The 23590-nt window shown below is 63.8% G+C and carries 20 protein-coding genes; 17 read left to right on the top strand and 3 right to left on the bottom strand.

From position 1 onward, the window contains the following. The first annotated feature begins 9 nt into the window (after window positions 1-9). On the top strand, window positions 10-702 hold the full coding sequence (locus tag ACP691_RS08470; protein WP_426199385.1) for a TetR/AcrR family transcriptional regulator: 693 nt from the start codon (window positions 10-12) through the stop codon (window positions 700-702). Here the strand turns inward: ACP691_RS08470 and ACP691_RS08465 are convergent. Both ACP691_RS08465 and ACP691_RS08460 read right to left on the bottom strand, forming a co-directional pair. Continuing rightward, window positions 696-3386 carry a glycoside hydrolase family 3 protein gene (locus tag ACP691_RS08465; RefSeq protein WP_426199383.1) on the bottom strand — a complete coding sequence of 897 codons (2691 nt, stop codon included), beginning with the start codon at window positions 3384-3386 and terminating at the stop codon, window positions 696-698. The genes ACP691_RS08470 and ACP691_RS08465 overlap by 7 nt on opposite strands. A gap of 41 nt (window positions 3387-3427) precedes the next feature. After that, window positions 3428-3580 carry a hypothetical protein gene (locus ACP691_RS08460; protein ID WP_232430946.1) on the bottom strand — a complete coding sequence of 51 codons (153 nt, stop codon included), beginning with the start codon at window positions 3578-3580 and terminating at the stop codon, window positions 3428-3430. A 638-nt stretch (window positions 3581-4218) separates the two neighbouring features. On the opposite strand from ACP691_RS08460, the gene ACP691_RS08455 reads away from it, so the two are divergent. The 13 genes from ACP691_RS08455 (at window position 4219) to ACP691_RS08395 (ending at window position 17455) form a co-directional block, all read left to right on the top strand. Continuing rightward, on the top strand, window positions 4219-5922 hold the full coding sequence (locus ACP691_RS08455) for a GspE/PulE family protein (protein WP_426199381.1): 1704 nt from the start codon (window positions 4219-4221) through the stop codon (window positions 5920-5922). A 1-nt stretch (window position 5923) separates the two neighbouring features. Further along, a complete protein-coding gene (locus ACP691_RS08450; RefSeq protein WP_426199379.1) occupies window positions 5924-7123 on the top strand; it encodes a type II secretion system F family protein in 1200 nt (399 codons plus the stop codon). Between the two features lie 9 nt (window positions 7124-7132). Next, window positions 7133-7555: a type II secretion system major pseudopilin GspG gene (gspG, locus tag ACP691_RS08445; protein ID WP_426199378.1), complete on the top strand. Its 423-nt coding sequence runs from the start codon at window positions 7133-7135 to the stop codon at window positions 7553-7555. Between the two features lie 5 nt (window positions 7556-7560). Then, complete coding sequence (locus tag ACP691_RS08440; RefSeq protein WP_426199376.1) at window positions 7561-8010, top strand: pilus assembly FimT family protein; 450 nt, start codon at window positions 7561-7563, stop codon at window positions 8008-8010. Continuing rightward, complete coding sequence (locus ACP691_RS08435) at window positions 8007-8366, top strand: prepilin-type N-terminal cleavage/methylation domain-containing protein (protein WP_426199374.1); 360 nt, start codon at window positions 8007-8009, stop codon at window positions 8364-8366. Before ACP691_RS08440 ends, ACP691_RS08435 begins: the two co-directional genes overlap by 4 nt. After that, window positions 8363-8965: a prepilin-type N-terminal cleavage/methylation domain-containing protein gene (locus tag ACP691_RS08430; protein ID WP_426199373.1), complete on the top strand. Its 603-nt coding sequence runs from the start codon at window positions 8363-8365 to the stop codon at window positions 8963-8965. The genes ACP691_RS08435 and ACP691_RS08430 overlap by 4 nt, the downstream gene beginning before the upstream one ends. Continuing rightward, window positions 8962-9678 carry a general secretion pathway protein GspK gene (locus ACP691_RS08425; RefSeq protein ID WP_426199371.1) on the top strand — a complete coding sequence of 239 codons (717 nt, stop codon included), beginning with the start codon at window positions 8962-8964 and terminating at the stop codon, window positions 9676-9678. Before ACP691_RS08430 ends, ACP691_RS08425 begins: the two co-directional genes overlap by 4 nt. Next, on the top strand, window positions 9675-10712 hold the full coding sequence (locus ACP691_RS08420; RefSeq protein ID WP_426199369.1) for a PilN domain-containing protein: 1038 nt from the start codon (window positions 9675-9677) through the stop codon (window positions 10710-10712). The genes ACP691_RS08425 and ACP691_RS08420 overlap by 4 nt, the downstream gene beginning before the upstream one ends. Next, window positions 10687-11295, top strand: coding sequence for a type II secretion system protein GspM (gene gspM, locus ACP691_RS08415; protein ID WP_426199368.1), 609 nt, complete (start codon window positions 10687-10689; stop codon window positions 11293-11295). Before ACP691_RS08420 ends, gspM begins: the two co-directional genes overlap by 26 nt. Next, the gene (locus ACP691_RS08410; RefSeq protein ID WP_426199367.1) at window positions 11292-11813 is read left to right on the top strand and encodes a hypothetical protein; all 522 of its coding nucleotides are present in this window, start codon (window positions 11292-11294) and stop codon (window positions 11811-11813) included. Before gspM ends, ACP691_RS08410 begins: the two co-directional genes overlap by 4 nt. Next, window positions 11810-14092: a type II secretion system secretin GspD gene (gspD, locus tag ACP691_RS08405; protein WP_426199365.1), complete on the top strand. Its 2283-nt coding sequence runs from the start codon at window positions 11810-11812 to the stop codon at window positions 14090-14092. The genes ACP691_RS08410 and gspD overlap by 4 nt, the downstream gene beginning before the upstream one ends. Before the next feature lie 144 nt (window positions 14093-14236). After that, entirely contained in the window at window positions 14237-14797 is a 561-nt protein-coding gene (locus tag ACP691_RS08400; RefSeq protein ID WP_426199363.1) for a DsbA family protein, read from the top strand. Window positions 14798-14977: 180 nt separating this feature from the next. Beyond that, window positions 14978-17455 carry a bifunctional diguanylate cyclase/phosphodiesterase gene (locus tag ACP691_RS08395; protein ID WP_426199361.1) on the top strand — a complete coding sequence of 826 codons (2478 nt, stop codon included), beginning with the start codon at window positions 14978-14980 and terminating at the stop codon, window positions 17453-17455. 32 nt (window positions 17456-17487) lie between these two features. Here ACP691_RS08395 and ACP691_RS08390 read toward each other — a convergent pair whose 3' ends face one another. Then, window positions 17488-19728 carry an ATP-binding protein gene (locus tag ACP691_RS08390; RefSeq protein ID WP_426199359.1) on the bottom strand — a complete coding sequence of 747 codons (2241 nt, stop codon included), beginning with the start codon at window positions 19726-19728 and terminating at the stop codon, window positions 17488-17490. Between the two features lie 220 nt (window positions 19729-19948). On the opposite strand from ACP691_RS08390, the gene ACP691_RS08385 reads away from it, so the two are divergent. The 3 genes from ACP691_RS08385 (at window position 19949) to ACP691_RS08375 (ending at window position 23589) form a co-directional block, all read left to right on the top strand. Continuing rightward, on the top strand, window positions 19949-21313 hold the full coding sequence (locus ACP691_RS08385) for an MFS transporter (protein WP_426199357.1): 1365 nt from the start codon (window positions 19949-19951) through the stop codon (window positions 21311-21313). A gap of 167 nt (window positions 21314-21480) precedes the next feature. Then, entirely contained in the window at window positions 21481-23001 is a 1521-nt protein-coding gene (locus ACP691_RS08380) for a Fic family protein (RefSeq protein WP_426199355.1), read from the top strand. A 75-nt stretch (window positions 23002-23076) separates the two neighbouring features. Beyond that, window positions 23077-23589, top strand: a complete 513-nt coding sequence (locus ACP691_RS08375) for an SRPBCC domain-containing protein (RefSeq protein WP_426199353.1) — start codon at window positions 23077-23079, stop codon at window positions 23587-23589. The last annotated feature ends 1 nt before the right edge of the window (window position 23590 follow it).

Below are 23590 nucleotides of genomic sequence, written 5' to 3'. Positions count from 1 at the left end.
CGGATCACCATGGCTGTCAAGGATTCACAAGCTCCAAGCGCCGAGCAGGCGACGCCCAAGCGTCGGCGCGCCCCGAAAGGCGAACAGCGACGGGCGGCCCTGCTGGACGCCGCGACTGTCATAATTGCCCGCGATGGCTTCCAGGCGGCGTCGATGCGCGACATCGCGGAGCTGGCCGGCATCACCACCGTTGGCCTCTTGCATCATTTTCCAAACAAGGTTGCGCTGTTGCGCGCGCTGCTCGACCGCCGAGACCAGCGAGTGGTCGAGCGTTTTGGCGACCTGCTCGACGCGCCCACGCTCGAAGGGTTCATGCGCTTTCTGCGCATGGGCATGACGTTCAGTGTCGAAACGCGGGATGAATGCCAGGCCGCGGTGATGATCAATACCGAGAGCCTGTCGAAGAACCACCCGGCCTGGCCGTGGTACAGAGAAAAGTTCGAGATGACCCATGCCCACGCCCAGGCACACCTGCAGTCGCTGGTGGACCGGGGTGAAATTCGCGCCGGCGTCGACGTCAGAGCCCTGGCCCAGGAAATCTTTTCCGTGATGGACGGCCTGCAGATTCAATGGCTGCGCGGGCCGAAGGACGTGAAAGTACTGGCCGTGTTCGACCAGTACCTTCAGCGATTGGAGCGGGACTTGCGAGGCCCGACCGACGCTCAAGCGCCCCGGCCGGCCCCGCAGGGTGTGACTCAGTAAGTCTGCTGCGCCGTTACCTGCACCGCCTTGCGGATCGGTGCGGGCAATGGGTTGCTGTCGCGGGTGGTCAGTTGTTCAGGATAGAGCGTGACCAGGGTACGCACCAGCGCCAGGTCTTCGGAGTTGGTGCCGACGCGGATCTTGAACTTGCCTGCATCGACGTTCCAGCTGTCGGTGTTTTCGACGTAGTAAGCCAGGGAGCGGGAGTCGATCGGAATACTCACGGTCTTGCTCTCTCCGGCCTTCAGGTACACCTTGGCGAAGCCCTTGAGCTCTTTCTCCGGACGGTCCACGGCCGAGGAAACCGGCTGCACGTACAGCTGCGCGGTCTCGTAGCCTGCCTTGTCCCCGCTGTTGGTCACCGTGAATTTCACGGTCACGGTACTGCCTGGCGTCAACACGTTGCTGGACAGCTTCAGGTCGCTGTAGTCGAAGGTGGTATAGGACAGCCCATAGCCGAAGGGATACAGCGGCTTGGCGTGCTTCTTGTCATATCCGCGGTAGCCCAGGTAGATGCCTTCGCTGTAGGTCATCTCGCTCAGGGCGTTATCGCCACGGTAGGCCGCCGGGTCCGAATAGGAGGCGTAGCTAGGGTTGTCTTCTATCTTCTTGTCGATGGTGATCGGCAGCTTGCCGGACGGATTCACCTTGCCGAACAGGATCTCTGCCAGTGCCTGACCGCCTTGCTGGCCGGGGAACCAGGCATGCAGGGATGCGCCCACCTTGGTTGCCCAAGGCTGCATGTTCAAGGAACCACCGCTATGCAGCACCACGATGGTCTTGGGGTTGGCCTTGGCGGTGTAGGTGATCATGTCCGACTGATACTCGGGCAGGTCAAAGCCGTGATCGATGGACTCGCCCTCGTATTCATAGGTATTGCCAGCGGCCACCACTACCGCGTCGTAGTCTGCCAGGTTCTTCGGCGGACGCAGCGAAGCCCAGCTCATCTGCACCCCAGCCAGCCCGCCGAGGAAGGTGGTGTAGTCGCCGCGAGTGCGACGGTATTCCAGCTTGACGCTGTATTCCTTGCCGGCGGTGAGCTTGGCTGTCTTGCCGGAACGCGATACGGGGTTCAGCAGGTCGGTGGCAAGGGGCACGCCGTCGCTTTCCAGCACCAGCTCATCGTTGACCCAGAGCTTGAACGGCCCGTCCGCGCGGACCTTGAATACCTGCTCGCCACTGATGGTCGGCTTGATCTTGCTGGTGAAGCGGGCGGAGAAGGCTCCGGCGGTCGGGGTGAAGCCCGAGACCGTGGTGCTTCCGGAATTGGTGACGTTGTCGCTGGTGGTCCAGTCCAGGTTGACCCCAGGCTCTACGCGCGTCAGCACCGGATCGCCGGCGAACTCGGTATTGCTGAAGTATTCGGCCTTGACGCCACTGTTGCTAATGCTGTTCTTGCCACTGGTTGGCTGGTACCAGACCGAGGCCTTCGGATTGAGGCTCATTTCGGACAGGTAGGTTACATTGCCGCTTGCCGAGGCCAGTTGCTGCAGGCCGCTGAGTTCGGTCACATAGGTGTTGGGCGGCGAGTTGGCGGTCCCGAACGGCGAAGAGGGCGCTTCCAGGGCCAGGTCACCGATCACCGCGATCCTGGCGGTGCGCGCCAGGGGCAGGAGCGGCTGGCTACCGTCGACCTTCTCGTTGCGCAGCAACACGATCGATTCGCGCGCTACGTTCAGAGAGGCGCGCTGGCCGTACTCCGGGTGCTCGAGGGTCTGGGCGGTATTGAGCTTGGTGTCGAAGCCGTAGCTGACCATGCCGCGCAGGTTGCGCCGGACCTTGTCGTCGATCACGTTCTGGGTCAGCTGGCCGCTCCACAGATAGGGCAGCAGCTTGGCCTCGGTGAACTGCAGGCCGGACGGCATGTCGATGTCGGTGCCGGCCCAGGCCCCTTTGAAAGCATCGGTGACCGAGTTGAAGTCACTGATCACGAAGCCCTGGTAGCCCCATTCACCCTTGAGCACGTCCGTGATCAGATGATGGTTTTCGCAGGCGAAGTCGCCGTTGATCTTGTTGTAGCCGCACATCACCGAGGCCACGTTGGCATTCTTCACCAACGACTCGAAGCCAGGCATGTACAACTCGCGCAGGGTGCGCTCGTCCACCTTCACGTTCAGGTTATGCCGGTTGGCTTCCTGCTCGTTGGCGATGAAATGCTTGGCTCCGGCCTGGATGCCCTGGGCCTGGATGCCGTTGGCGATAGCCGGCCCAAGCGCCGCGCCGAGGAAGGGGTCTTCCCCGCTCACATACTCGGCGGCGCGGCCGCCAAAGGGCGTGCGGAACAGGTTCAGCCCCGGGGATAGCATCTGCTGGCCGCCGGCGATGCGGGTCTCGTAGCCGATGGCCAGGCCGAATTCCTTGGCCCGGTTCAGGCTCCAGGTCGCGGCCAGCGCGGTCTGCGCCGGGTACTGGGCGCCGAAGGTGGCATTGTTGACATGAACCCCCATGGAGGAATCGTAGGCGACCGTTCCCTGCATGCCGAATTTGCTCAGCACCGGGATCATGTGGCCATCATCCACTCGGGTGAAATTGATCTTTTCCGATTGGCTCATGTTGTCCAGCACGGCGCCAACGCGGGCTTCCACGTCGTTGCCGGTCTTGGGCGTCACAGGCGCGGCGGCATGGGCCTGGGCCACGCTGAAGGCGAGCAGGCTCAAGGTGAGTGTCTGTTTAAGTGTTGACAAGGGATACGTCCTTTTAGGCGACAGTCGAAAAGCCGGGCTGCTCAGGGCTGCTGCGCCTGGGCCGGGTCGTCTTCAGTAGCGATGGGAGCATCGAGCACAGCGCTCGGGCCGTTGACCTGGGGCTTGGCGATCTCGCTGACGCCCGACGCCTGATCGCGTTTCTGCTCGAAAGCCTCGCGCGCTGCCTGGCTCACGGACGCCCCGGCGCTCTGCGTCGAATCGTCCGCCAAAGTTGGTAAAGAATGCGCGCACAGAAGTGCAGCGCCTACTACAGACAATAGTCGTCTGGTCATCGATAGGCTCTCGATAATAGTTTGGGGATGAACAGCCAGCAGCGTCCGATAACAAGATGTATCGGAAATACCGCTGCGTAAGTGGGATGATGCCGTTAAAAGTTCAATGGACGCAAAAAAATTTTAGTTTGGGGCCGCGGATCTGAAAGAAAACGGTGGAACTGCCCTTTGCCTGCGCTCTTCTCGCCGAATTTCTTTGGAGATAATTGCTTAGCTATAGGTTTATGTGGTTTCTGATGGCGAATATCTAATAATTTTAGCTATTAAAACCCAGAATAGCGACAATTCTGAGTTAAATGTGCCCTTACTTAAACCTAGTTGCAGGTAGGTTTAAGGTTCTGTTAAGCTGCCGCGGCATCGAGACCCGGTCCGCCTTCGCCTAGTGAAAGTTGCTCCCTTACTTAGCCCTTGAATACTCCGTGAGTTTGAGGTGAATAGGCCTGGTCAGGCCGTTGATCACGGTTTTAAGTCCGCCCGACTATTACTGGTCTTGAGCGCGGAAGCATTCAACGAGAGAAAACTCGCCAGAGTCTTACGGTATGTTCAACTTGGATATCGCGACATGGCCCAAGACCAGTTCCGTTCTGGACTGGCTGTTGGAACATACCGACCTTGCCAGTGGCGACATTGCCCGTGCGCGTAAGCTGGCCGAGCGTTCAGTCGACCATGATGACGAGGTCGTGCGGGTCCTGCTGCGCCTGGGCCTGCTCAGCGATGAGCAAGCCGCCACGGCCTATGCCCAGGTACTGGGCGTACCGCGCTACCAAGGCGGGATGCCTGATGAGGCCCCGGCGATAGGCACCGAACGCTTTCTTCGTCAGTACGCGGTGGCGCCGGTCGAGCACCGCGAGGCCGGGCTGCTCGTCGCCGCCGCCGCGCCCGTCAGCGCCTATGCCTTGCGCGCCCTTGAACACTGTGGCGGTCGGCCCGTGTCGTTGGTGGTCGCCACGGGCCAGCAGGTGCAGGCGCTTATCGAACGCAGCCACGGTCAGGGCCGCAGTGCCATGGACGCGCTGATCGACAACCTGGACGAACCCGGTGACCGGGATGACGACGTGGAGCACCTGCGGGACCTGGCCTCCGAAGCGCCGGTGATCCGGCTGGTCAACCTTATCTTGCAAAAGGCCGTGGAATATCGCGCATCCGATGTGCATGTGGAGCCCTTTGAAGACCAGTTGCAGGTGCGCTACCGGGTCGACGGCCTGTTGCTCAACGGTGAATCACCGCCCCCCGGCTATGCGGCGGCGGTTGTGTCACGGCTCAAGATCATGGCACGGCTGGATATCGCCGAGCGACGGCTGCCTCAGGACGGTCGCATCATGATGCGCCTGCAGGGCCGTGAGCTGGACCTACGGGTATCCACCGTTCCCACCAGTTTCGGCGAGTCTGTGGTGATGCGCCTGCTGGACCGGCAGAACGTACGCTTCGATTTTTCCCACCTGGGTATCGACGGCCCGCGTTTGCAAGCCTTGCTGGACCTATTGGAGCACCCGCACGGCATTCTCCTGGTGACCGGGCCGACCGGTTCCGGGAAAACCACCACCCTGTACACGGCGCTGTCGCGGCTCAACACCCCCGAGCGCAAGATCATCACCGTGGAAGACCCGGTCGAATATCAGCTCGAAGGCATCAATCAAATTCAGGTCAAGCCTGCCATCGGCCTGGATTTTCCGACGGCCCTGCGCTCGATCGTACGGCAAGACCCGGACGTGATCATGATCGGGGAGATGCGCGACCTGGAAACCTGCCGGATCGCTATCCAGTCGTCCCTGACCGGTCATCTGGTGCTCTCCACGCTACACACCAACAGCGCGGCCGCCAGTATCACCCGTCTTTTGGACATGGGCGTGGAACACTACCTGATCGCCTCCACGGTGCAGGGCATCCTGGCCCAGCGGCTGGTCAGGCGCCTGGACCCCGCCACGCGGATCGCCTTCCAGGCACCGCCAGAACTCATTGCCCGACATGAGCTGCACCGTCATACGGACGAGCGCCCGATTCGGCTCTACCGCGCCGATCCCACCGCGCCCGGCGGCGGCTACCTGGGCCGCAGCGCGATTACCGAGCTACTGGTGATGAACGATGAACTGCGTCAGTTGCTGACCCGACAGGCCGACGCCGCCACCCTTGAGGCCTGTGCTCAGCGCCACGGCCTGGTGACCCTCTACGAAGATGGCCTGCGCCAGGCGCTGCAAGGCATCACCGCCCTGGAGGAAGTGCTGCGCGTCACGCGTGGCGATTGATATGCCGGTCTATTCCTTCAAGGCCCTGGCTGCCGATGGCAGCATGCACAGGGGCGAAATCGACGCGGCCGATCCTCAGCTCGCGGCCACCCGCCTGCAGGCCCGCGGGCTGCTGCTGCTCAGCCTCAAGCCGGGTATCGGCGGTTCGGTACTGGGGCGTAGCCGTCGGGTGTTCAAGGCCGCCGCCCTGGTCAGCTTCACCCAGCAGCTGGCTACCTTGCTAGGTGCCGGCCAGCCGCTGGAGCGGGCCCTGGGCAGTCTGCTGCGCCAAGCCAAGGAACCACGGGTACAGGCATTGGTACAAAGGGTCCGCGAACAGGTCAAGGGTGGCAAGCCCTTCTCCCAGGCCCTGGAAGAGGAGGGCGGCCAGTTCTCCACGCTCTACCTGGGGCTGGTGCGCGCCGGGGAAGCCGGCGGCACCCTTGACACCACCCTGGCCCAGTTGGGTCAGTACCTGGAGCGCAGCCAGGCCCTGCGCGCCGGTGTGGTCAACGCGCTGATCTATCCGGCTTTCCTGGTCTTCGGCGTCTTGGGCGCGCTGGGGCTGTTGCTGGCTTATGTGGTGCCACAATTCGTGCCGATCTTCCGCGACCTTGGCGTCCCGATTCCGTGGATCACTGAAGCGATCCTGGCGCTCGGCACCTTCATGAGCCAATACGGGTTGGCCCTGCTCGCGGTCGCGATAATGCTGCCCTGGGCCGTGTCGATGAGCCGCCGCCAGCCAGGGCTTCGCGAGCGCCAGGACCGCTGGCTGCTGCGTGCGCGGGGCCTGGGCCTCCTGCTGGGCAAGATCGAAGCGGCGCGCCTGGCCCGCACCCTTGGAACCCTGCTTGACAACGGCGTGGCGCTGCTGCCGGCGCTGCTGATCGTACGGCAGCTGAGCGCCAACCATGCCATGCGTGCCCAGGTAGGCGAGGTCAGCGAACGGGTCAAAGGCGGCCAGCGGCTGACCGCGGCCTTCGAGCACGACCCACTGCTGCCCGAGCTTGCGTTGCAGATGATCGCCGTGGGCGAGGAGTCTGGCCAGCTCGCCGCCATGCTGCTCAAGGCCGCGGATGTCTTCGATGTCGAGGTCAAGCGCGGTATCGACCGTTTGCTGGCGGCGCTGGTGCCCAGCCTCACCGTGGTCATGGCCGCCCTGGTGGCCGTGATCATGCTCGCCGTCATGCTCCCCCTGATGAGCCTTACCAGTCATATCTGAGGAACCTCCATGCAACGCTTCCGTTCTCGTCCAGCGCATCAGCGCGGCTTCACCCTTCTTGAAATGCTGGCGGTGATCGTCCTGCTCGGCATAGTCGCCACCATCGTCGTTCGTCAGGTAGGCGGCAACGTGGACAAGGGCAAATACGGCGCCGGCAAGGCTCAATTGGCCAGCCTTGGAATGAAAGTCGAGAGCTACGCCCTGGACGTGGGCGCGCCGCCTGCCAACCTGAACCAACTGGTCACCCGCCCGGCCAACGCCCGCCAGTGGGCCGGCCCCTACGCCAAGGCATCGGACCTGCAAGACCCCTTCGGCCACGGTTTCGGCTACCGCTACCCAGGTGAACATGGCAGCTTCGACCTGATCTTCTATGGCCAGGACGGTGTTCCGGGTGGTGAAGGCTATAGCGCAGACCTGGGTAACTGGGAATAAGCCACATGCCGAGCCTGCCTGTCTCGCTGCCGCGTAGCCGCGGCTTCACCCTGTTCGAACTGCTGGTCGTCTTGCTGCTGACAGGGGTCGCCGCGGGGCTTGCCGGCATCGGGATGCAGCGAGGGCTGGCGCGGGCAGCGGAACAGAACGCCCTGAATCAGATGGTCAATGCCCTGCGCGCCGCACGGGTGCACGCCATCGTGACCGGTCAGCCAGCACAGACACGCTTCGACCTTGACGCCCGCACGGTACAAGGCCCGGTTGGCCCGGCGAGCCAATGGCCGGCGTCGTTGCACCTGCGCCTGCACACTGCCCAGGCCTTGGGCGCGGCTTATGAGTTCTATCCTGATGGCGGCGCCAGCGGCGGCAATATCGGCGTCAGCGATGGCGCCCGCGCCTGGCGTATCGATGTGGCCTGGCTGACCGGCTCCGTGAGGCTGCGCGAGCTGCCATGAAGCATGTACGCGGTTTCACCCTGCTGGAGATGCTTGCCGCACTGACGGTATTGGCCCTGTGCGCGGCTGCCGCGCTTGGTGGCTTCGCCCAAGGCGCCCGCGCGCTGCAACAGAACCAGGGCAGTGATCGCCTGAGCCTGGCCGCGCGCTCGCTGTTCGAAGCGCTGGCTGAAGGACCCCTGCAGCCAGGACAGCAACAAGGCATATGGGACGGTGTGGAATGGACCCTGCAGGTTCGCCGCGAACCGACGGCACCCGGCCCCGCGCTTTACCGTCTGGAGCTGAGCGTAGCGGCCCAGGGCCGACAGCAGGTCTTTTCCAGTTTGCGCGTGCGTACCCAAGGGGTGAGGCCATGAACGGCCAGCGGGGTTTCACCCTGTTGGAAATCCTGGTGGTCCTGACCCTGATGGGCTTGTTCCTTGGGCTGGTGGGCGTGGCCATCGTGGGCGCCAATCGTGCCCTGGCCAGGGTCGAGGCCTACGGCACACAGTTGGACGAGGTCCGCGCGACCCAGGCGTACCTGCGCCGAGCGCTGAGCCAGGCGCTCCCGCTGAGCGCGTCGGCCGGTGAAGGCAGCCAGCCCCAGCGCTTCCTGGGTGACGCCACCACCGTGATGTTTTTCGCCCCCATGGCCGGCACAGTGGTGGCCGGCTTGCAACAGCAACGCGTTTTCCTTGACGACCAGTGCCTGATGGTGAGCTTCGCGGAATTGACAGGAGGGGGCCTGACGCCTCTGGGCGATGCCCAGGTGCTGCTGCATGGCGTCACTGACTTGGCGTTCAGTTACCAGGGTATGAACCCCTTGGGCCAGCCTACCGGCTGGATAGCGCAATGGCCTTGGCCGGGACGGCTGCCTCGGGCGGTGCGTATCGACCTTCGCCTGGCCGGCGCCGTGCCTTGGGTGCGCCAGCAGGTCGGCCTGCGCATGGACCTTTCCAGCGAGCCGGGCCTATGAGCAGGCAAAGGGGCATGGCGCTGCTGGTGACGCTCTGGGTAGTGGCACTGTTGAGCGGCGTGCTGGCGGCGGTAGCTGGGACGGTGCGCCTTGAGCTGCGCCAGGCCCGCTGGCAGCGACAGTCCACCCAGGCCGTGCTCGCCGCGGAAGCCGGAATCAGCCTCGCCGTGCTTGGCCTGCAGGCGAATTCACCGCGGCTTCGTTGGCTGGCGGACGGCCAGGTTCATGAGCACGCTTTCGATGGTGCCATTCTGCGGATCAGTGCGCGCAGTGAACGGGGCAAGCTCGACCTCAACAGCGCCCCGGCCTCCACCATGGTGCGTTTTCTCCAGGCCTTTGGCGCTGACGGGCCCAGCGCTGCCCAGCTGACGGCCGCGCTGGCCCACCAGCGTGAACACAGCCCCCTGCGCACGCCTGAAGAGCTGCGCCCGCTGCCAGGCATGAGCGCAACGCTCCACGAACGCATCGCCCCATTCATCACGGTGTGGTCGGGTCAGGCGCAGCCGGATGCTGCCCTGGCGGCAGCGCCCTTGGCGCGGGCCCTGGGCCTGCCACGGGTCGCCGGCATGGCCTTGGAGCCAGGGCAGATTTTCACCATCACCAGCCGTGCCCACCTGCCCAATGGAGCCCGGGCCACTGTGCGAGCCACCTTGCTCATGATCACTGCGAAGGAGGGCGCTAAGCCTTATCGGGTTTTGCGCTGGCAAACATGACCTCACTGTTTATCGCCTGGCGCTCGTATCGCGCCGCGCTCGGCACCTGGTGGCAAGCCAGCACCGCGCGTCGTCTCTATCACGCCTGGCTGGCGGAGCTATGGGCGTTGCTGCCAGCTTTCCTGCGCGCCAGGCTGAATGTGGTTCCCGACACAAGGCGCATCGACTGGCCGCTGGGCGAGGCACTGGAGCCGGGCACGCGGGTCACCCTGGTACTGCCCGCTCGCGAGGTATTGTGCCCGCCGGTCAGCTTGCCCGCGGCGGCCGCTCCAGACCTGGGAGCCGTACTCAGGTTCGAGATGGATCGTTATGTCCCGTACCCGGCGCAGCAGCTTTATTACGACGCCCGGGTGGTAGAGCGGCAGGGCGACAGGGTGCGCGTTCAACTGGTCGTCATCCCGCAGGCGCGCCTGGATACGATCATCCAGGCCTGCCACGGGCAGGGCCTTACCCTGGCCGGAATCGACGCGCGCGCCGATGATGGCCGCCTCCTGGCGGTTGACCTGCTGCCGCCCAGTCAGCGCCCCCGACCAGCGCCCGGCCGGTTCCTGGATCGCGGCCTGGCCCGGCTGGCGGCCGCGCTGCTGTTGCTGGCAATGCTTGCGCTGTTGCACCAGCGTGCCGCCGAGCTGGAGCGGATGCAGCAGGCCGTCCAAGCGCAGCGTCAGGCCTTGGCAAAGCTGGAGGCCGTGCGCCGGGAACTGCTCAATACCCAGGGTGCCGCTACCTACCTGGCCGGCTTGAAAGCCGCTCGCGCGCCCTTGGCCAGTGTCTTGGCCGATCTCAGCCAGTGCCTTGACGATGACACCTGGCTCGAGCAGCTGGAAGTCAGCGAAAACGGCGAGCTCTCCATGAGCGGACAAAGCTCGAGGGCCAGTGGCCTGATCAGTCAGCTCAAGCAATGCCGGACCCTGGGGGAGGCACGCTTCCAGGGTGTCATCCAGCCGGACGCCGGCACGCGCCGGGAGCGCTTCTCCCTTATCGCACAGCTCACCAAGGAGCCCAGCCATGGCGCGTCCCCTGACCAACCGTGAACGCAAGGTAGCTGCGCTGCTGGTGGTTCTCGTCGTGGCCTGGCTGGCGTGGACGCTGTTGATCGATAGCTGGTTCAGCGGCCCGCTGCGCGCAATGTCCGCGCAGGCGGAGCAGTTGCGCGAACAGCAACGGCGCTATGCCCGCCAGCTCAGCCAGGTGCCGGAGCTGCAGGCCCGGCTGGAACGTGCGCGCCAGCAACCTGCCGCCCAGGGCAGCCTGCTGGCCGGTAATGATCCTAGCGTGGCCGCGGCTGAGCTGATGCAGCTGGTGATGGACCAGGTCAAGGCCGCCACTACAGCCGGCCTCGGCTGCGAAGTGACCCAGCGGATGCCGATGGTGGCTCCGCCCGAAAGCGGCGAGCCCTACCAGGCGGTGAAGGTTAGCCTGACCCTGGAATGCGCCATCGAGCCTCTGATGAAGCTGTTCCAGGCCCTCGAGTACCGCCGGCCCTATCTGTTCATCGACGCCCTGAGCATCCACCGCCAAGCTGGCGCTGCCCAGGGCAGCCCAGGAAAGCTTCAGGTTCACCTGCTGGTACGTGGCTACCTGGCACCCACCGCCGGGGAGGCAAGTCCCGAATGAAGCCAACTCCGGCCCGCCTGGGCCTGCTCGCTCTCAACGCCCTGTTGGCCCTGACCCTCGCCCAGCTATGGGCGGATGGCGCTGGGCCTCTTCGCTGGCTGCCTCAGGGCACGGCCGATACTGGCGCGAAACAGGTGGCGGACCCGGTGCCAGCCTTGCCGGTCGCCACGCTGGCGGATCTGGCCGTTGCCTGGAGACGCCCGCTGTTCAGCCCGACGCGCCAGCCCGACCCGGGCCCCGCGGCGGCTGTCGCGCCAGGCCTCGAAGGCCTCAGCCTAAGTGGCGTGATCATCGATGGCGATGCTCGCTGGGCGTTGCTGCGACAGCACGATAAACGCCCCTTGCGGCTAAAGCGTGGCGACCGCCTGGACGGCGATTGGCTGCTCGCCGAACTCGACGCTACCAGCGTCACCTTCACCCGCCAAGGCCAGGTTCGCCGCCTGAGCCTGCCCTTCGCCCGCTTGCCGGTGCCAGGGGCCTGGCCAACACCCAAACTCTCAGATGTACAGCAACCATGACCGAACACAGTCGCGCTTCTTTTTCCTCCCTGCGCTTACGGGCGCCCTTGATAAGCCTGGCCGCCGCGCTGGCGTTGGCCGGCTGCGCCGCCGACCATGGCCTGGAGAACGACCCCGGGCTGATGGGCGAAGCCCTGGCCGGCACCGGAGCCTCGCGGCCAGCTTTGCCGGTGGACAGCGAAGAACCTCCGCTGGTCGCCGATGCCACCACCAGCGTGCCGACCCCGCCGCAGCGCCAGGTCAGGGCCGGCACGCAACGCTTCGTACGGCCGGCCAAGGCCGTGTCAGCGTCGACGGACAGCGAGCAGGGCGAGGTGGTCTTCAACTTTACCGACCAGCCCATCGAAGCGGTGATCAATACCGTGCTCGGTGACCTGCTGCACGAGAACTACAGCATCACCCAGGGGGTGAAGGGCAACGTGAGCTTCTCCACGTCCCGTCCGGTGACCAAGCGGCAGGCGCTGTCCATCCTGGAAACCCTGTTGTCCTGGACCAACAACGCCATGATCCGCCAAGGTACGCGCTATGTGGTGCTGCCAGCGGACCAGGCGGTGGCCGGCAAGCTGGTCCCGGAAGTGGCTGTCAGCGCGCCCGCCAGCGGGCTTTCAGCGCGGATGTACCCGCTGCGCTACATAGGCGCGGCGGACATGCAGAAGCTGCTCAAGCCGTTCGTGAGGGAGAACGCCTTCCTGCTGGTGGACCCCGCGCGCAATCTGCTCAGCCTGGCGGGTACCCCAGAGGAGCTGGCCAATTACCAGGACACCATCGACACCTTCGATGTGGATTGGCTAAAGGGCATGTCCATCGGTGTGTACGGGCTGCAACGGGCATCGGTGGCCGAGCTTATGCCGCAGTTGCAGAAGCTGTTCGGCCCCGACAGCGGCATGCCCCTGGCCAGCATGGTCAAGTTCATGCCCAACGAGCGCACCAACTCCATAGTCGCGATTTCGCCACAGCCCGAATACCTGCGGGAAGTCGGGGACTGGATTCGTACCATCGACGAAGGGGGCGGCAACGAACCGCAGCTGTACGTCTATGATTTGCGCAACATGAAGGCCGCGGACCTGGCCAGTTATCTGCGGCAGATCTACGGCAGCAGCCAGGCCAGGCAGGAAAGCGCTGCCAAGGTAGCGCCCGGCGTCAAGACCACCACGCTAGGTTCGCTGAACGGTACTAACGGCACTACCATGGGCGCCAGCGCCGACACCTTGAATGGCGCGGCCACCACGGCAATGTCGGGCGGGCTATCCGGGGCCGCGGACGAAAGCGCCGACCAGGACAGTGCCGAGCAGGACGGCCAGGACGCCAGCAAGTACAGCGGTACCAGCCAGGCGTCCCAACAGACCCACGGCTTGCAGGAGGCCGTACGTATCAGCGCGCAGAAGGGCACCAACCAGTTGCTGGTACGCACTCGGCCGGCTCAGTGGAAGGAAATCGAAGCCGCGATCCGGCGTCTGGACACCTTGCCCCCGCAGGTCCAGATCGAAACGCGCATCCTGGAGGTCAAGCTCACCGGCGAGCTGGACCTGGGGGTGCAGTGGTATCTCGGCCGTCTGGCTGGCAACTCGTCGAGCACCACCGTGGCCAACACCGGCGGCAGCCAGGGCGCGCTCGGCAGCGGCGGGGCGGGGCTCGGTTCCAGTGACTCGTTGTTCTATTCCTTCGTGAGCAATAACCTGCAGGTCGCCTTGCATGCGTTGGAAACCAGCGGTCGCACTCAGGTGCTGTCGGCACCGTCCCTGGTGGTGATGAACAACCAGCAAGCGCAGATCCAGGTGGGCGACAATATCCCCATCAGTCAGACCACCGTCAGCACTACCACCTCGGATACCACCTTGAGCAGCGTCGAATACGTGCAGACCGGCGTCATCCTGGACGTAATCCCGCGCATCAACCCGGGCGGGCTGGTGTCCATGGAGATCCAGCAGCAGGTCAGCGACGCCGACAGCAGCAATGTCACCACCAGCCAGCCGAATCCCGTCATCTCCACCCGCTCGGTGTCCACCCAGATCGCCGTACAGAGCGGCCAGACCATTCTCCTGGGCGGATTGATCAAGCAGGACAACAGTGAAAGCGTATCGAGTGTGCCCGGACTTGGCCGGGTGCCTGGCCTGCGCTGGTTGTTCGGCAGCACCAGCAAGAGTCGCGATCGCACCGAGCTGATCGTGCTGATCACGCCGCGGGTGGTCAGCAACACCAGCCAGGCCCGGCAGATTACCGATGACTACCGGCAGCAACTGCAATTGCTCAAGCCGGGAGCAAGCGCCCAGGCCTGGTAAGGAGTCATTCAAGCCCGCCTCCAGCCCGGACCCTAGCCAGGCGTTCGACCTGAAGATCCCGCTACACCGGTTGCCTCGACGTTGTCCGAGGCAAGCGCCTGGGGTAGCGTTGCTCCTTTGTCCATGTCTTTGCGAGGAACTGCAATGAGCGCCGCTACCTGGCACGCCGAACCCCTGACCTGGGGCCACGGCCCGCGTACTTTCGAAGTTTTCCTGGAACCGACCTGCCCATTCTCGGTAAAAGCCTTCAACAAGCTTCAGCCGTTGCTGGCCCTGGCAGGCGAAAACCGACTGACCATCAAGGTGCGCTTGCAGTCGCAACCCTGGCATCTGTATTCAGGCGTGCTGGTGCGCTGCATCCTGGCGGCGTCCACCTTGCCCAATGGCAAGGCGCGCGCCTGGGACGTGATGGCGGCCATTGCGGCCCATCGGGAGGAATTCGAGTTCGAACATCATGCCGCTGGCCCCAACCTGGATGCCACGCCAAACCAGATCATCGAGCGCCTGGAAGGATACAGCGGGGTACCGCTCAAGGCAGCCTTCGCCATTCCCGACCTGGATCGGGAAATCAAATGGCACTGCAAGTACGCCCGGCAGAACGGCATCCATGTGTCGCCTACCTTCATGATCGATGGCCTGGTCCACCCAGGGTTGAGCAGTGGCAATTCGCTCGAAACCTGGCTGGAGCACCTGCGCTTGAGCTGATCCGCGCGTCCTTGGCTCATGTACCCCGCAGTGTTGCCGATATAGGGACATTACACCGAGGCAGCGGCTGCCCGGTGTGCTCCTACTCCAAGGTAAAGCCCAGCCATGCGCGACGCGTCATCCGTTCGTTCCAATCACATTCACGCCACAAGGCGGTTCGCTTGGGGCTTTGTAGCCTTGATGGCCGCGCTTTTCGTCATTGCCGCGGTGGCCCTTGTAGCCATCGCCCGCGAGCAGAACGCTCGTCAGGCGGAACATTCGGTGGCCGACGTCGGGCGGGCCTTCAAGAGCAACGGACGCTTGCTCAACACCGCCTTGACAGACTATGCCTTCTGGGATGATGCCTATCGCTATGCCGGCCAGCGCTCGGTGGACCTGGACTGGGCGTTCGAGCGCGATAACATGGGGGCCTCTCTGTTCAGCAACTATTCGCTGGAAGGGGTATTCATCCTCGACACCACGCTCAATACTCGCTATGCCGTGGTCGATGGCAAGCTGAGCGACACCACCGCCGCCCGCTACATCAACGCGGACCTGACCGCGCTGGCGAGCCTGGCGCGGATCCGGGCCGAGGATGACCAGACAGCCCACGGCTATTACCTGATCCAGGGCCGCCCCGCACAGGTCTACGCCGCCGCCATCAAACCCTCCGAGATGGACGACCCCAGGGCCCTGGCCAAGACCTGGGTGCTGGTCTACGTGGACATACTGGATCTGCCCCGCATGGCAACCGATGAATTCGCCGTGCAGGGGCTGGAAGCGCATATCGGCCAGGCGCATCCGGCGACGGCAACGTCCTTGCGGGTCAAGGGCGACCTTGACACCCAGCTGGAGCTTGGCTGGACGGCCGAGCGTCCCGGCGATGCCTTCATCCGGCCCCTGCTGCCGGCGCTGGGGTTGATCCTTGCCGTGTTCGGCCTGCTCATGGGGGTATTGCAACGGCGCATGCTGCGCTCGGCGGTCGCGTTCGATGCGGGACAGGCCGCGCTGCTGCGAAGCGAGGAGCGGTTTCGTTCGATTACCGAAGCGTCCTCGGACTGGATCTGGGAAACCGACGGCAAAGGCCTGCTTACCTATCTTTCCGAGCGCTTCAGCGTCATGACCGGGTTCCCCCGAGAGCAATGGCTGGGCCGGCCACTGTGCGACCTGCTCCAGGTGCCCTGGGAGCAGTTCTGCCGGGCGGCGGGCCACGAAGCCGATGCCGCGTTACCGGCAAAGCGGCAGTTGGAGTGCAGCTATGCCGATAGCGAAGGGCGCCTGCGCGACTGCATGCTTTCGGTACGTGCGCTCGGTCACCCGACAGGCGCTTCGGGCTATTGCGGGACAGTGAACGATGTCACCCAGGAGGTGGAAGCCAAGCGCCGGATCAAGCACATGTCGCAACATGATGCGCTCACCGGCCTGGCGAACCGCGCCTACCTCTATACCCACCTGCAGACATTGCTGGCTGATCGGCGCGAGCCGCTGTATCTGCTCAGCCTGGACCTGGACCGTTTCAAGCCTATCAACGATACCCTGGGCCACCCCACGGGCGACCGTGTGTTGTGCGAGATCGCCAATCGCCTGCGCCTTTGCGTGCGTGACCGCGACCTGGTCGCCCGACTCGGTGGCGATGAATTCGTGGTGGTCGTCGAACATCTGCCTGCGGGCTATTCGGTGGAAAATCTATGCGCGCGCATCCGCGATGCGCTGGGTCAGCCGATCATGCAGGGAGAGCACGAGCTCACCGTGGGGGTAAGCATGGGCGTGGTGGTTGCGCCTCGAGACGGCACTCATCCAGGCGACCTTTTGCGTTATGCCGACATCGCTTTGTACGAAGCCAAGGCTGCCGGCAAGAACAATTGGCAGTTCTACGCCTCGGAGATGAACGAGCGCGTACTGGAGCGGCGCCAGGTTGAAACGGACTTGCGCAATGCCTTGCGTCGTTCGGAGCTGCTGCTTGAGTTCCAGCCTCGCTATGCAGTCAACGGCCAGACCCTGAGCGGCGCCGAGGCCCTGGTGCGCTGGAACCATCCTGGCCGCGGGCGGCTGCCACCGGCGCAGTTCATCGGGGTGGCCGAGGAAACAGGGCTGATCGTCCCGCTCAGCGACTGGGTGCTGCACACGGCCTGCCAGGCAGCGCTTGGCTGGAGCGGCGAGTTGGTGGTATCGGTCAACCTTTCGCCGGTGGAGTTCCAGCGTGGCGACCTGGTAGCTCGTATTCATCGGGTGTTACAGCAGACAGGCCTGCCAGCGGCCCGGCTGGAACTGGAGATTACCGAAACCGTGTTGCTGGAGGATTCCGCGGCGGCCTTGACCATCATGCACAACCTGAAGCAGTTGGGCGTGCGCCTGGCCCTGGACGATTTCGGTACCGGCTATTCATCGCTCAGCTATCTGCGCACGTACCCCTTCGACGGCCTGAAGATCGACCGCAGCTTTATCGCGGACCTGCACGGCGAGCGTCGCGGTACGGGCTTGGCGATCGTCGAATCCATCATCGGCCTGGGCCGCGCGCTGACCATGACGGTGACGGCCGAAGGCGTGGAAACCGACAGCCAGCTCAGCGACCTGGTCCAGGTGGATTGCGACGAAGCCCAGGGCTATCTTCTCGGCCGGCCACTGCCGATGGCGGATTTCCAGGCCCTGGCCGAGCAAGGCCAGCCTACGCCGGCGTAAACGTCGATAGCGGATGCGCGGGAGCCCGGGTTTCAGGGCCTGGCGCTCGTGCCTTCCCCGCGCCGGCCGGTGGCTACCAGGCTGAGCAGTTCATCCAGATCCGCCGGCTTGGTCAGATGCATGTCGAAGCCGGCACTCAAGGCTGTGTGCACGTCCTCGGCCTGGCCCCAGCCGGAGACCGCGATCAGATAGGGCACATGGCCGTCGGGCAGGGCTCGGATTACCCGGGCCGCCTGATAGCCATCGAGGCCTGGCATGCCAATGTCGAGGATGGCCACCTCGGGCATCGCCGCCTCGCAGAGGCTTACGGCCTGCGCGCCGTCGAACGCCAGACGAACCTGGTGGCCCTCCATTTCCAGCAACGCCTGCAAGGTGGTGGCGATGTCGGTATTGTCGTCGGCTATCAAGACCTGCCGGCTCGCTGAGCTCCGCGAGGCCGAGGGCGGCGGAGCCTGGACCTCGACAGGCGTGCCTCGCAGCGCCGCCAGGGGCAGCCTGGTCAGGAACTCGCTTCCCTGCCCAAGGCCCGGGCTATGGACACTCAGTGTTCCGCCATGCAGCTCCACCAGGCGTCTGGCCAGAGCCAGGCCGACGCCAAGGCCACCGGCGTCGGAGCCAAGACTGGCGACACGTCCGAACAAGCGGAAGATCTCTTCCATCTGTTCGGGCGCCAGACCGCGGCCGCTGTCGACCACAGCCACCTCGACCTGCCCGGCGCTCACCAGGGCAGTCAGCATTACCTGCCCACCCGGCTCGGTATATTTGACAGCGTTATCGAGCAGGTTCACGAACAGCTGTTGCAGACGAAGGGCGTCGCCGTCCACATAAGCTGCCGCTTGTGGCAGGCTCTCGCTCAGCAGTATGTGTTTTTCCATCGCTTTTTCGCGGACAAAGCCCAAGGCGTCGCGCAACAGCGCCACGATGTCCAGGCGCTCGAGCCGCAGGGAGATATCGCCGAAGTTGAGCCGAGCGGCGTCGAGCAGGTCGTCCAGCAAGCGCGCCATATGCCCGAGTTGTCGGTCGATCACCGCCAGGTTCCGCGCACGGGCAGGCTCGCTCTGAGGGTGGCGTAGAAGCGCGGCGGCCTGGCGAACAGGCACCAGGGGGTTGCGCAACTCGTGGGCCAGCGTGGCGATGAACTCATCCTTGCGGCGGTCCGCCTCCATCAGTTCCTGGTGAGCGGCGGCAAGGTGCGCCAGGGCGTCGCCACGCGCCTGCTCGCTTGCTGCCAGGGCCTGGGCCGAATGCTCCAGCGCCTCGCCGACGTCACGAACCTCCTTGATGTCGCTGGCAATGGCTGTTGGCGTTTCGCCCCGGCCCACCGCCTTCGCCGCCTCGCGCAATTGCGCCATGGGCCGGCTGATGCCCCGCGCGGCGAACCAGGCGGCCAGACTGGCCAAAAGCAATGACAGCGCCAGGCCGCCGCCATAGAGCAGCATCGCCCGGCTGACAGTGGCGGAAACTTGCCGGGTGGGGATGCCGGTGGCGAGGGTCCAGCCACTTTGCGGCAAGCGAACATAAGCGGTATAGACTTCTTCACCGGCGGAGGTATGGGTGATCCCACTGCCTTCCTCGGCCTGGCTGCGCCTGACGAGCGCAAGCAGGTCCGGTGATACCTGGTCGCCCAGGGCGAAACCCCGTTCGGGTACCCTGGCGATGCGCCGCCCATTGTTGTCGAACACCACCACTGTCCAGCCTTCAGGAAGCTTCTGTAGCCCCAACACCTCTCCCAGGGTCGTCGGCAACAGCGGGGTGGTCAGTACATAGCGCAGCTTGCCGTCGCGTATCACCGGCACCCGCAGAGGGATGGCCCAGGTTCCGGACGGGCCCTGGTCAAGCTGCCCGACCGTCGGAGCGGGGCGCTCCACCATTTGCGCGAAGCTGGTAGGCTCCGCGGGCCGGCGGAAGGTCACTTGCGGGCCAGGGGATGCCCTGAGCAGCAATTGCCCGTCTGGCGCGGCCAGCAGCAGCGAACGGGAGCCAGGCATCACGGGCAGTACCCGCTCCAGCATGGCGGCAAAGGGGGCCAGATCCGTTCCGTCGAGCAGCGGTGACTGGGCCAGCGCGTCGAGCACCGCGAATGAGCGATTCAAGGTGACCTGGACCGCGATCGCGGTTTGCCGGTTGGCTTCCAGGGCTCTGGAAATGGCCTCGGACTCTTCGTTGCGCAACAGCACGGCCAGGGCCATGGCCGCGCAGCCAGCCAGGGGCAGGGTGCTTACCAGTACGAGGGTTGTCAGACGACCACGCAGAGAGGACAAAGGATGGCGCAAGCTACAACTCCGGGTGGGCTGGGACAGCACTGTCCGCGATGGGCAGCGCGAGCATAGCAAAACGCTTGCTCGGGCACGACTGGGCAACCGACAGACACTGCAACCTACAGCGGTCCGTCGGCCTAGTCAGCGCGTTGACAGCTATGCCAGAGGCGTTTCCTGAACAGAACAGGGTGGGCAGACGCCGATAATCGCCCCATCCGCTATCAGGAGCATGCCCATGGAAACCGCCGCCAACACAGAGGCAACACCGGCCACCCTTCGCAAAGTCGTCGCCGCCTCGGCCATCGGCAACTTCGTGGAGTGGTTCGACTTCGCCGTCTATGGCTTCCTGGCCACCCTGATCGCCAATCAATTCTTCGCCAGCAGCGCGCCCGGGGTGGCGCTTCTCAAAACCTTCGCCGTATTCGCGGTGGCTTTTGCCCTGCGACCACTGGGTGGCCTTGTGTTCGGGGCGCTGGGTGACCGTCTTGGCCGTAAACGCGTCCTCTCGCTGACCATCCTTTTGATGGCGGGCTCGACTACCCTCATCGGGCTATTGCCGACCTATGCCAGCATCGGCGTCTGGGCACCGGTGCTGTTGACCCTTGCCCGCTGCGCCCAGGGCTTTTCCGCCGGGGGCGAATATGCCGGCGCGGTGGCCTATCTGATGGAGCATGCGCCCAGACACAAGCGCGCCTGGTATGGAAGCTTCGTGCCAGTGTCGACTTTTTCGGCCTTTGCCGGGGCGGCCGTGCTGGCCTATGCATTGGAGGCCAGCCTGGCGGCCGAGGCCATGGCGGACTGGGGCTGGCGGGTTCCCTTCCTGGTTGCCGCGCCTCTGGGCCTGGTCGGCCTGGTGCTGCGTTGGCGAATGGAAGAAACCCCAGCGTTTCGCGTTGCCCAAGCCCAACAGGCCGGCCAGCATCACTCGCCGCTGCGGGAAACCTTCACCCGGCAGGCCGGCACCATGTGCTGCCTGGGCGCATTCATTTCCCTGACCGCCTTGTCCTTCTATATGTTCACCACCTATTTCTCCACCTACCTGCAGTTGGTAGGCCACCTGAGCCGCGCACAATCCCTGGGCGTGACCACGATAGCGTTGATCTTCGCGGCCATTGCCTGCCCCTTGGCAGGCGCGTTTTCCGACCGGGTCGGACGGCGCAAGACCATTGGCTTCACCTGCCTGTGGCTGATGCTGACCGTATTTCCGGCCTATTGGCTGGCAGGCAATGGTAGTGCGGGGCCAGCGATCGTCGGAGTGCTGCTGCTGGCCGTCGGGGCCGTGCTCTGTGGCGTGGTGACCGCCGCCTTGTTGGCCGAGAGCTTTCCCACCCGCACCCGCTACACGGCGTCGGCCATAACTTACAATGTCGCCTATACCCTTTTCGGCGGCACGGCACCGCTGGTGGCGACTTGGCTGATCGGTGTCACGGGCAGCAGCCTGGCCCCAGCGTTTTATCTCGTAGTCATCGCCTTGCTGGCACTGGCGGGCGGGCTGGCGTTGCCGGAGACTTATCGCATTTCTCTGCACGAGGAAGGCGACTGTAATGATGCGGTCATGGCCAACAACGTCCGGGCCCTGAGTCGAAGCGGCCTGACTTGAAAGTGCCCGGATGGCTTGGCATCCACAGGCCTTTTTGCCAGGCGCGTCGGGCGGGACTCGACGCCTGGTGACTCAAGAAAAAATGTGAATAATGGGCGAAACTCAAGATTTTCCTGGAAGGCTCAAGAAAAATTGAGCCCTGGGAGCTTATCTCAAGGATTCCTGTTGTGAGTTCCGTTGGTTACGCCCATCTGCAAGCCGCTTTGTCACTCTCGGTTTTCCCGCTCTCGTGCCCGGCGCGCATACAGCCTGTAACGCGTATTCACCGGATAGGCGACATATTGGCGGTGCCGCAGCAGAGCGCGCCTGGTCCAGAAGATCTGATTGGCCACGTTTTGTTCGCCCTCAAGCACGAGGGCGTCCATCTGGGTATTCTTGCCCAAGCCCTTCCCAAGATCCCGCCCCTGGCTTTCGAGACGCAGCTGGAACTTGCTCCAAACGGCGTCTACGTACGCAAGGCATGTTTTCTACGCGAGGCGTTTACAGCTGAGAAGTTGCATCAGAAAATGCCCGTGCGTGGCGCGTTTATCCCGTTATTCGACCCCAGGAGTTACATCACGATGCCCGGCGAGCGCAACTCCCGCTGGCGGGTCGAATTCAATGGGCTGGGCAACCTGAGCTACTGCGCCACAGTGATGCGCACGCCAGACATCGTTGCGTTGTTGGACTATGACATCCTCGGCCGCGCGCGGGAGTTCATCGATAACCTTCCGGTTGCGATGATGGATCGGGCAATCAATTGGGCCTACCTCCATGAAACGCAAGATTCATTCGCCATCGAAAAAGAAGCCCCAAGCGAAGACAAGGCCAGGCGTTTCATTCAGCTTTTGCGTCAGGCACATGAGGGCGCCGCGCTGAGTGAGGAATATCTGGTACAACTGCAAAACGCGACGGTCTCCAACCCGCTCGATGAAGCCGTCGCTTTCCGCCATGAACAGAACCATCTGGCCAACGGGCTTCAGGGCGCTGTCGGAGTGACCTACATTCCCCCAGCGCCCGGTCTGTGTCGTGAACTGATGGAGGCGTTAATGGCCTGGGCCAATAAAGCGGGCGATGGAATCGACCCCTTGGTGGCGGCAGGTGTGATTTCCTTCGGGTTCGTGTTTCTACATCCCTTCATGGATGGCAACGGTCGGCTTTCAAGGTTCCTGATCCATCAAACCCTTTGCCGGGCAGGCGCCCTGGATAAAGGGCTGGTCCTGCCTGTATCGGTGGCAATGAAGCGAGAAGAGCGGTTCTATCTGGAAACCTTGCAGGCATTTTCCAAACACGCCCGTGAATGCTGGGATGTGAGATGGATCGATTACGGGCAATATGCATTGGACTTCACTGGCGATGCCGCCATCTACCGCTTCTGGGATGCGACGCCAGCCGTTCGATTCACCATGGAGATGGCCAAACGCGCACTGGAAGTCGAGCTGCGTGAAGAAACCATTTTTCTTCAGAACTACGATCAGGTTATCCGGACGGTAAACGAGGCCTATGATGTACGCGGCAGTGACCTGGCTACGCTGGTCATGATGTGCCTGTCGAACGATGGGGTGGTGTCCAATAATCGTCGTAGACAGTTTCGGTATACGGTGCCAGCGGCAGTGATGGACTACATCGAGCAGGTTGCACAGGCCTGTCTTCGGCAACAGCATGAACAACGAGACGGTAGAGCTGACATAACGCGGGCTGATATTTGAGATAAATTTTCAGGATTGGCGTGATATCAGCGGATATCGCACCATTGGGCTCCTTTCCATCATGAAGATTTGACCATGCACGCAATCATCTGGCCTGAAGGCTACACCCCCGGCTTCACCGATAACTTCGTCTCCAACGAGGTGATAGTCGCCGGGCTGAGCGCCATTGAAGTCTGGCCATTGCTCGCCGTCCCCGCTCGCTGGCCCACCTATTACGCCAACTCGGCCAATGTCCGTTTCGTAGGTAACGCCGGGCCAGAGCTGTTTGAAGGTGCCCATTTCTATTTCGAAACCTTCGGTTTCCCGGTACATGCCCGCTGCACTGAATATGTGGCGCCTGCTCCGGGCCAGGCTGGGCGTGTCGCCTGGCACGGCTGGGCTGGGGAAGAGGGTAGCGAGGACCGCTTGGATGTCCATCACGCCTGGCTGATCGAGGACCTGAGCGGAGGCCGTGTGCGCATTCTCACCCAGGAAACCCAGATCGGTCGGCCTGCCCAGGAGCTGCGCCTGGCCAAGCCAAACCCCATGCTCAACGGCCATCAGGATTGGCTGGACGGCCTGGTGTTGGCCGCCCAAGGCACCGTCTGAG

Source organism: Pseudomonas sp. DC3200b2, assembly GCF_049895785.1.
In the GTDB taxonomy this organism is placed as follows: Bacteria; Pseudomonadota; Gammaproteobacteria; order Pseudomonadales; family Pseudomonadaceae; genus Aquipseudomonas; species Aquipseudomonas massiliensis.
The sequence above is the reverse complement of the archived record's forward strand: the minus strand, read 5'-3'. Positions and strand labels throughout refer to the sequence as shown.